This is a genomic window from Streptomyces sp. SM1, assembly GCF_002910825.1.
In the GTDB taxonomy this organism is placed as follows: Bacteria; Actinomycetota; Actinomycetes; order Streptomycetales; family Streptomycetaceae; genus Streptomyces; species Streptomyces okerensis.
Genome location: NZ_NEUB01000455.1, coordinates 1 through 7,888 on the forward strand (window position 1 = coordinate 1; position 7,888 = coordinate 7,888).

General features: G+C 70.1%; 7 protein-coding genes. 3 read left to right on the top strand and 4 right to left on the bottom strand.

What is annotated here, in order from left to right; genetic code table 11:
* Positions 1–321, top strand: a 321-nt coding sequence (locus B9S61_RS11380) for an Rv3235 family protein (protein WP_258039625.1), incomplete at its 5' end; no start/stop codon positions are given.
* Positions 322–469: 148 nt separating this feature from the next.
* Here the strand turns inward: B9S61_RS11380 and secA are convergent.
* On the bottom strand, positions 470–3,316 hold the full coding sequence (gene secA / locus B9S61_RS11385) for a preprotein translocase subunit SecA (RefSeq protein ID WP_103542152.1): 2,847 nt from the start codon (positions 3,314–3,316) through the stop codon (positions 470–472).
* A 280-nt stretch (positions 3,317–3,596) separates the two neighbouring features.
* Here secA and B9S61_RS11390 point away from each other — a divergent pair, with 280 nt between their 5' ends.
* Both B9S61_RS11390 and B9S61_RS11395 read left to right on the top strand, forming a co-directional pair.
* Positions 3,597–4,166 carry a GNAT family N-acetyltransferase gene (locus tag B9S61_RS11390; protein WP_103542153.1) on the top strand — a complete coding sequence of 190 codons (570 nt, stop codon included), beginning with the start codon at positions 3,597–3,599 and terminating at the stop codon, positions 4,164–4,166.
* A 49-nt stretch (positions 4,167–4,215) separates the two neighbouring features.
* On the top strand, positions 4,216–5,403 hold the full coding sequence (locus B9S61_RS11395) for a winged helix-turn-helix domain-containing protein (protein WP_103542154.1): 1,188 nt from the start codon (positions 4,216–4,218) through the stop codon (positions 5,401–5,403).
* A 23-nt stretch (positions 5,404–5,426) separates the two neighbouring features.
* Here B9S61_RS11395 and B9S61_RS11400 read toward each other — a convergent pair whose 3' ends face one another.
* The 3 genes from B9S61_RS11400 to B9S61_RS11410 form a co-directional block, all read right to left on the bottom strand.
* Positions 5,427–6,173 (bottom strand): response regulator transcription factor, encoded by a 747-nt coding sequence (locus tag B9S61_RS11400; protein WP_103542155.1) that lies wholly within the window; start codon positions 6,171–6,173, stop codon positions 5,427–5,429.
* A gap of 203 nt (positions 6,174–6,376) precedes the next feature.
* Positions 6,377–7,069: a ribosome hibernation-promoting factor, HPF/YfiA family gene (gene hpf / locus B9S61_RS11405; RefSeq protein ID WP_103542156.1), complete on the bottom strand. Its 693-nt coding sequence runs from the start codon at positions 7,067–7,069 to the stop codon at positions 6,377–6,379.
* A 311-nt stretch (positions 7,070–7,380) separates the two neighbouring features.
* The coding region (locus B9S61_RS11410) for a ComF family protein (protein WP_103542157.1) at positions 7,381–7,888 on the bottom strand (508 nt) is incomplete at its 5' end.

A 7,888-nucleotide genomic window follows, 5' to 3' on the forward strand; every position in this document is an offset into this window, starting at 1 on the left:
CTGCTCCTCGCCGTTCTCAGCGGGCAGCGCCCCGTGCACGCGATGCTGCGGCACACCGCCGGCCAGGCCTACGACGAACTCGTCCGGCTCGCGGAACGCGGCCCGCTGCGCACCCGGGGTGCCCGCCCCGTCGTGCGCGACATCGGCTGGTTCGAGCCCCGGGAGGGCGCCATCGAGGCGTTCGCGCGGATCGGCGCCGGCGACAGGCTGCGCGCCATGGCCTTCCGCCTGGAGCAGGGCCGGGACCTGCGCTGGCGCTGCACCGCCGTGGAACTGGGCGGCCCCCGCCGGCACCACCCGCACCGCGCGGACACCCGCTGAACACCCGCCCACACCCGACGGCCCCGCACATACCCCGCCCCACACCGACGGCCCCGCACACCCGCTCCACGCCCGAGGGCCGGACACCCCGGGGTGTCCGGCCCTCGGCCTGCTCACAACAGCCGCTCCGGCACGGGAGCGGCACCGCTCACTTCTTGCGGCGACGCCCGCCCCGCGCCTGCTTGCGCCGCTCCGCGCGCGTGAGGCCGTCCGCCTCGGAGCGCACCGGCTCGTCGTCGGTGGCGAAGTCGCCCTCGATGGTGCCGCCCTCGCCGTCCACCGTCGGCGCCGAGAAGTGCAGGTTCCGCCGCTGCGGGGCGTCGAGCCCCTTGGCGCGGATCTCGGGGCGGGTCCCCGCCTGCGCGGGCACCGCGTCCCGCTTCTCCAGGTCGGCCACCGGCTCGACGTCCTCGACCGGGACCTCCTCGACCTGCTGCTCGACCTGGACCTCCAGGTTGAACAGATAGCCGACGGACTCCTCCTTGATGCCGTCCATCATGGCGGTGAACATGTCGAAGCCCTCGCGCTGGTACTCGACCAGCGGGTCCTTCTGCGCCATCGCGCGCAGACCGATGCCCTCCTGGAGGTAGTCCATCTCGTAGAGGTGCTCGCGCCACTTGCGGTCCAGGACCGACAGCACGACCCGGCGCTCCAGCTCACGCATGATCTCGGAGCCGAGCTGCGCCTCGCGGGCCTCGTACTGGGCGCGGACGTCCTCCTTGATGGACTCGGAGATGAACTCCGCCGTCAGCCCCGCCCGGTCGCCGGCCTCCTCCTCCAGCTCCTCGATGGTGACGCTCACCGGGTAGAGCTGCTTGAACGCGCCCCACAGCCGGTCCAGGTCCCAGTCCTCGGGGAAGCCGTCAGCGGTCTCCGCCTGGACGTAGGCGTCGATGGTGTCGTCCGTGAAGTGCTGGATCTGCTCCTGCAGGTCCTCCCCCTCCAGGACGCGGCGCCGCTCACCGTAGATGACCTCGCGCTGCCGGTTCAGGACCTCGTCGTACTTCAGGACGTTCTTACGCGTCTCGAAGTTCTGCGTCTCCACCTGGGACTGGGCGGAGGCGATCGCGCGGGTGACCATCTTGTTCTCGATCGGCACGTCGTCCGGCACGTTCGCCATGGACATCACCCGCTCGACCATCTGGGCCTTGAACAGCCGCATCAGGTCGTCACCGAGCGAGAGGTAGAAACGGGACTCGCCCGGGTCGCCCTGACGGCCGGAACGGCCGCGCAGCTGGTTGTCGATCCGCCGCGACTCGTGCCGCTCGGTGCCCAGGACGTACAGGCCGCCGCTCTTCTCGACCTCGGCCTTCTCGGCCTTGACCGCTTCCTCGGCACGCGCGATCGCCTCGGGCAGCGCCTGCGCCCACTCCTCGAGGTGCTCCTCGGGGTCGAGGCCGCGCTGGCGCAGCTCCGCCTCGGCGAGGTCCTCGGGGTTGCCGCCGAGCTTGATGTCCGTACCGCGACCGGCCATGTTGGTGGCCACGGTGACGCTGCCCTTGCGGCCGGCCTGGGCGACGATCGACGCCTCCCGCTCGTGGTGCTTGGCGTTCAGCACCTCGTGCTGGATGCCGCGCTTGCTGAGCTGCTGCGAGAGGTACTCGGACTTCTCCACCGACGTCGTGCCGACCAGGATCGGCTGGCCCTTGCGGTGCTTCTCCTCGATGTCGTCGACGACCGCCTCGAACTTGGCGACCTCGGTGCGGTAGATCAGGTCGGACTGGTCGGCGCGGACCATCGGCCGGTTGGTCGGGATGGGCACCACACCGAGCTTGTAGATCTGGTGGAACTCGGCGGCCTCGGTCATCGCCGTACCGGTCATGCCGGACAGGCCCGGGATTTCCTTGCCGTTGCGGTCGTGGCGCTTGTAGAGGCGGAAGAAGTTCTGCAGCGTGATCGTGGCGAGGGTCTGGTTCTCGTCCTTGATCGGCACCGCTTCCTTCGCCTCGATGGCCTGGTGCATGCCCTCGTTGTAACGGCGGCCGGCGAGGATACGGCCGGTGTGCTCGTCCACGATCATGACTTCGTCATCGATGATGACGTAGTCCTTGTCCTTCTTGAAGAGCTCCTTGGCCTTGATGGCGTTGTTCAGGTAGCCCACCAGCGGGGTGTTCACCGACTCGTACAGGTTGTCGATGCCCAGCCAGTCCTCGACCTTGGCCACACCGGACTCGTGGATCGCGACCGTGCGCTTCTTCTCGTCGACCTCGTAGTCGCCGGTCTCCTCGATGCCCTTGAGCGGCTGGCCGGGCTCGCCGCGCTTGAGGCGCTTGACCAGCTTCGCGAAGTCGCCGTACCACTTGGTGGCCTGGTCGGCCGGGCCGGAGATGATCAGCGGCGTACGGGCCTCGTCGATGAGGATCGAGTCGACCTCGTCGACGATGGCGTAGTTGTGGCCGCGCTGGACGAGCTCGTCCTTCGACCACGCCATGTTGTCGCGCAGGTAGTCGAAGCCGAACTCGTTGTTCGTGCCGTACGTGATGTCGCTGGCGTACTGCTCGCGGCGCTGGGCCGGCGTCATGTTGGCCAGGATGCAGCCGACGCTCAGACCGAGGAAGCGGTGGACGCGGCCCATCATCTCGGAGTCGCGCTCGGCCAGGTAGTCGTTGACCGTGATGATGTGGACGCCCTCACCGGACAGGGCGTTCAGATACGCGGGCAGGGTGCCGACGAGGGTCTTGCCCTCACCGGTCTTCATCTCGGCCACGTAGCCCATGTGGAGGGCGGCGCCACCCATCATCTGGACGTCGTAGTGCCGCTGGCCCAGGGTGCGCCTGGCGGCCTCGCGGACGGTGGCGAAGGCTTCGGGCAGCAGGTCGTCCAGGCTCTCACCGTCGGCGTACCGCTGCTTGTACTCATCGGTGAGGGCCCGCAGCTCGGCGTCGGAGAGGCCTTCGAAGTCCTCTTCGATGGAGTTGACCTGGTCCGCGATGCGGTGCAGCTTGCGCAGGATTTTGCCTTCGCCTGCACGCATGATCTTCGAGAGGACGGACACGGGGGTTGGTCTCCTTGCCGGTCGGGCCTGGGACGGTCGGTTTCCGTTTCACTGACTGGGCAACGGCCATCGTATGCGAGGACCCCGCCACGCCGGGAGGCCTGCCGCGGGGGTGACCGCCGGCCGCTTCCCATCCGTTTCACGGCTGCCTCGAAAGAACAACGTCCGGGCCCGTCCGATGGTGCCGCACCGGCCCGGTGAATCGCACAACGGGTGATCATGGGACCACGCACGGCGAGAGGGATGGCGCCCCCGGCCGCCGCGTGAGCAGAATCGGCCGATGGAACCCGTCACGCTCACCACCGGCCGTCTCCTGCTGCGTACCGTCGGCCCGCGGGACACCGACGCCGTGTACGCGATCTGCCAGGACCCGGACATCCAGCGCTGGACCACGATCCCCTCCCCGTACCTTCCCGAGCACGCGCGGGGGTTCACCGAGCAGATGGCCCCCGACGGCTGGGCGAACGGGTCGATGTTCACCTTCGGGGTCTTCCTGCCCACCGGGGAGCTGACGGGCATGATCAGCATCACCATGCGCTCGCTCGGCATGGGGGAGATCGGCTACTGGGGAGCGAAGGAGCACCGCGGCAACGGCTACGTCACCGAGGCCGCCGTCGCCGTCTCCCGCTGGGCCTTCACCCGGCTCTCGGTCGACCGCGTGGAATGGCGCGCCGAGGTCGGCAACACCGCCTCCCGCGCGGTGGCGGAGCGCGCGGGCTTCACCGTCGAGGGCGTCCTGCGCTCGTCGCTCAACAACAAGGGGGTGCTGCGCGACTGCTGGGTGGGCTCGCTGCTCCCCTCCGACCTGGGACTGACGTCCACGGCGCCGTACGTGCCGGGGCGCGGATGACGTCCGGGCCGGCCGTGCCTGTCAGTGGCGCCCTCTATCGTGCGGACGTATGACGACCCTCCCGCGTCCGGCCACGGAACTCTCGGCCGACGAGGCCCGCCGTATCGCCCTGCGCGCCCAGGGATTCCTCGGTGCCCCCGACCGCCGCTCCGGTGTGCGGGGGGTCCTCCGCCACCTGGGCGCGGTGCAGCTCGACACCATCTCCGTCCTCGCCCGCTCCCACGAGCTGATCCCGTACGCCCGGCTGGGCGCGGTCGGGCGCCGGACGGTCGAGGAGGCGTACTGGAGGCGGGAGTCCGAGCCGCCGCGCGCGTTCGAGTACTGGTCGCACGCCGCGTGTGTCCTGCCCATCGAGGAGTGGCCGCACTTCGCCTTCCGCCGCCGCGCCTACCGCGCCCGTCCGCACTGGAACCACGAACTGCCCGACGGCACCTACGACCAGGTGATCAAGCAGCTCCGTGCGGAGGGCCCGCTCACGGCCACGGAGCTGGGCGGCGCCAAGCGCACCAGTGAGTGGTGGGACTGGTCCGGCACCAAGGTCGCCGTCGAACGGGCGCTGATGTACGGCGAGGTGGTGTGCGTCGAGCGCCGCGGCTGGAAGCGGGTCTACGACCTCGCCGAGCGCGCCGTCCCGGCGGAACTGCTGCACGACGAGCTGGACGACGCCGAGTGCCTGCGCCGCCTGGTCCGGCTGGCCGGCCAGTCCCTCGGCGTCGGTACGCGCGCGGACATCGCCGACTACCACCGCCTCAGGGGCGAGCAGGTCGACGCGGTGGTCGCCGATTCGGGTCTGGTCCCGGTGACCGTGGCGGGCTGGTCCAAGCCGGCCTGGGCCGATCCGGCGGCCCTGGCGGCCCCGCCGCGCGGCCGGCACCGTACGACGCTGCTGTCGCCGTTCGACTCCCTGGTGTGGGAACGGGCGCGCACGGAGCGGATCTTCGGCTTCACCCACCGCCTGGAGGCGTACGTCCCCAGGCCCAAGCGGGTGTACGGCTACTTCGCGATGCCGGTCCTCGCGGGGGGCCGGCTGGTGGGCCGCGTCGATCCGGCCCGTGAGGGCCGCACGCTGGTGGCCCGGCAGGTCACGCTGGACGGCCGGGCGGCGGTCCCGGCCGTGGCGCGGGCCCTGGTGGAGGCGGCGGGCTGGGTGGACTGCACCGACGTCCGTGTGGAGCGGGTCGACGCACCCGGGCTGCGCGAGGCCCTCGCCCTGGAGCTCGCCCGGTCCCTGGCCTGACTCCCCGGACCGGGCCCGGGGCCTCAGCGGATCTCGAGGATCTTCTCCCGCATCGCGTAGACCACCGCCTCCATCCTGGAGTGCAGCTGAAGCTTCTCCAGGATGTTGCGGACGTGGTTCTTCACGGTGTTCTCGGAGATGAACAGCGCCTTGGCGATGTCCCGGTTGTTCATCCCCGTGGCCACCAGCTTGAGGACCTCGAGCTCACGGTCCGTCAGCCGCGGTGCGGGCACGAGACGGCGCTCGTCGGTGCGCTGGATCATCGACTTGAACTCGGTGAGGAGTTTCGACGCCATGGACGGACTGATCTGGGACTGTCCGTCGGCCACCGCGCGAATGGCGGTGGCCACCTCGTCCGTGGAGATCTCCTTCAGCAGGTAGCCGGTCGCGCCCGCCTTGATGGCGTCGTAGAGGTCGGCTTCCTCGTCGCTGATCGTCAGCATGATGATCTTCGCGCTCGGGGCGACCTCCTTGATGGAGGTGCAGGCCTCGATGCCGCCCCGCTTGGGCATCCGCACATCCATCAGGATGATGTCCGGCAGCAGGTCGGCCGCCTTCTCCACGGCCTCGGCGCCGTCCCCCGCCTCGCCGACGACCTGGATGTCCTCCTCGGCCGCCAGCACGATCTCCAGCCCGCGGCGGAACAGCGCGTGGTCGTCCACCACCAGGACTCTGATCGGCTCCTTGCGTGGTGTGTCCGCGTCCGGGCCCATGCCGACGGTGCCGCCGTCGGCGTCCCCGTGCTGCATCGGTCCGAAGCTGTCCGCCATCGTTCCTCCCCCTGAAGGCTGTGGCCCGTGGTCCCGACCATCGCCAACCCAAGGCAACGACCCACCGGTTGGGCCGTTGCCGCCATGATTCCATGCCCGGACGACACCGGGGTCCCGGTAGCGGTCCGGAGCGGGCGCACGCCGGTGCCCCCGGGGGCGCACACGCGCACCCGGGGGCACCGGCCGTGCTGTCGTGCGGCAGCTCAGCCGCCGAGGGTTCCGCCCGCCTCGGGGGAGTCGGTCTCGGTGACCATCGTGTCGGTGCTGAGGTGGATCACGCCGTAGTCGTAGGCGTGGCGCCGGTAGACGACGCTGGGTTCCTTGGTCTCGGAGTCGACGAACAGATAGAAGTCGTGCCCGACCAGTTCCATCTCGTAGAGCGCCTGGTCGAGGGTCATGGGTGCGGCCACGTGGGTCTTCTCGCGGACGACGAGGGGTCCGTCCCCCTGTACCTCCAGCGAGCCGATCTTCTTGGTGGGGACCGCGTCCGTCTCCTCCGGGGCGACGCTCGCGCCGGCCCCGTTCAGTGTGGCCACGCCCGGGACGTGGTCGGGGACCTCGGCGGCCGAGATCCGGCGCGCGCCGCGCCGCGAGAAACGCTTGTCGTGCTGCTTGCGCAGCCGGGCGTCCAGCTTCTCCGCTGCCAGGTCGAGCGCCGCGTACGGGTCGCTCGCCGCCGCCTCCGCCCGGATCACCGGGCCGCGGGAGCGGAGCGTGATCTCCACCCGGTCACAGCGGTCGGCCTGTCGGGGGTTGGGCTCCTTGGACACCTCGACGTCGAGGCTGATCACCTTGCCATCGAGCTTCTGGATCTTCTCCAGGTTCAGCTTCTCGGCCACGTGCTTCCGGAACCGCTCGGGCACCTCGGTCTTGCGGCCCTTGACGACGATGTCCACGCAGAACTCCGTTCCCGGATCACTCCGCCTCGGTGCGGAGTGTCTCCCTTGTGCACCAGGCTCCGGTGTCGTCCGGAGCCTCGGACTCGGTGACGTCCACCTCCTCCCCCGGATGCGAGATCTCCAGTCCACCGGCGCGGGTGATGATGAAAAACCCGCAGCACGGCAATCGGATTCGAGAGGTGTGGCCTGCGGCTTTCCCTCACAACCGAACATATCTCGCCCGGACGGATGGCGTCACCCTCTACTGCGCCCTACCTCCATTCGGGGGAATTACCCCTCTCATAACCTGCAACGACGCACGTACTCAGTCAGTTCCGGTGTACTTCGAAAGCATCCGGTGACGCCGCGACAACCGCGGCGCACACCACATCGATGATCGCGTCGGCACTGTCCGCGACCGCCTTTCCCGCCGGCCGGCCGGACTGCCGGCCCGCCCGTTGTCGAACCGGTCCGTTCCGCTGTTCCCCTCTCCTTTCCCACGTCTCACCCGGGTACACGAACGCGGGCCCCGAGATACTCGACTCCGCTTCCGTTTCGGCCCGTACCGCGCGTGCCGCCTCGGCGAGCGACGCCCCCGTCGTCATCAGGTCGTCGACCAGGACGACCCGGCTTCCCAGGAGCAGCCGCCGGCACCCGGGGGCCACCGTCAGCGCGCCCGCGAGGTTGGCCAGCCGCTGCCGGGAGCCGAGCCCCGACTGGTCGGCCACGCCCCGCCGTTGCCGCAGGGCGGGAAGTACTCGGACGGGTACCCCCGCCCTGCGGAGCTCACCCGCCGCCGCGTACGCGATCCGCCGGGCGGGATCGTGCCCGCGGGCC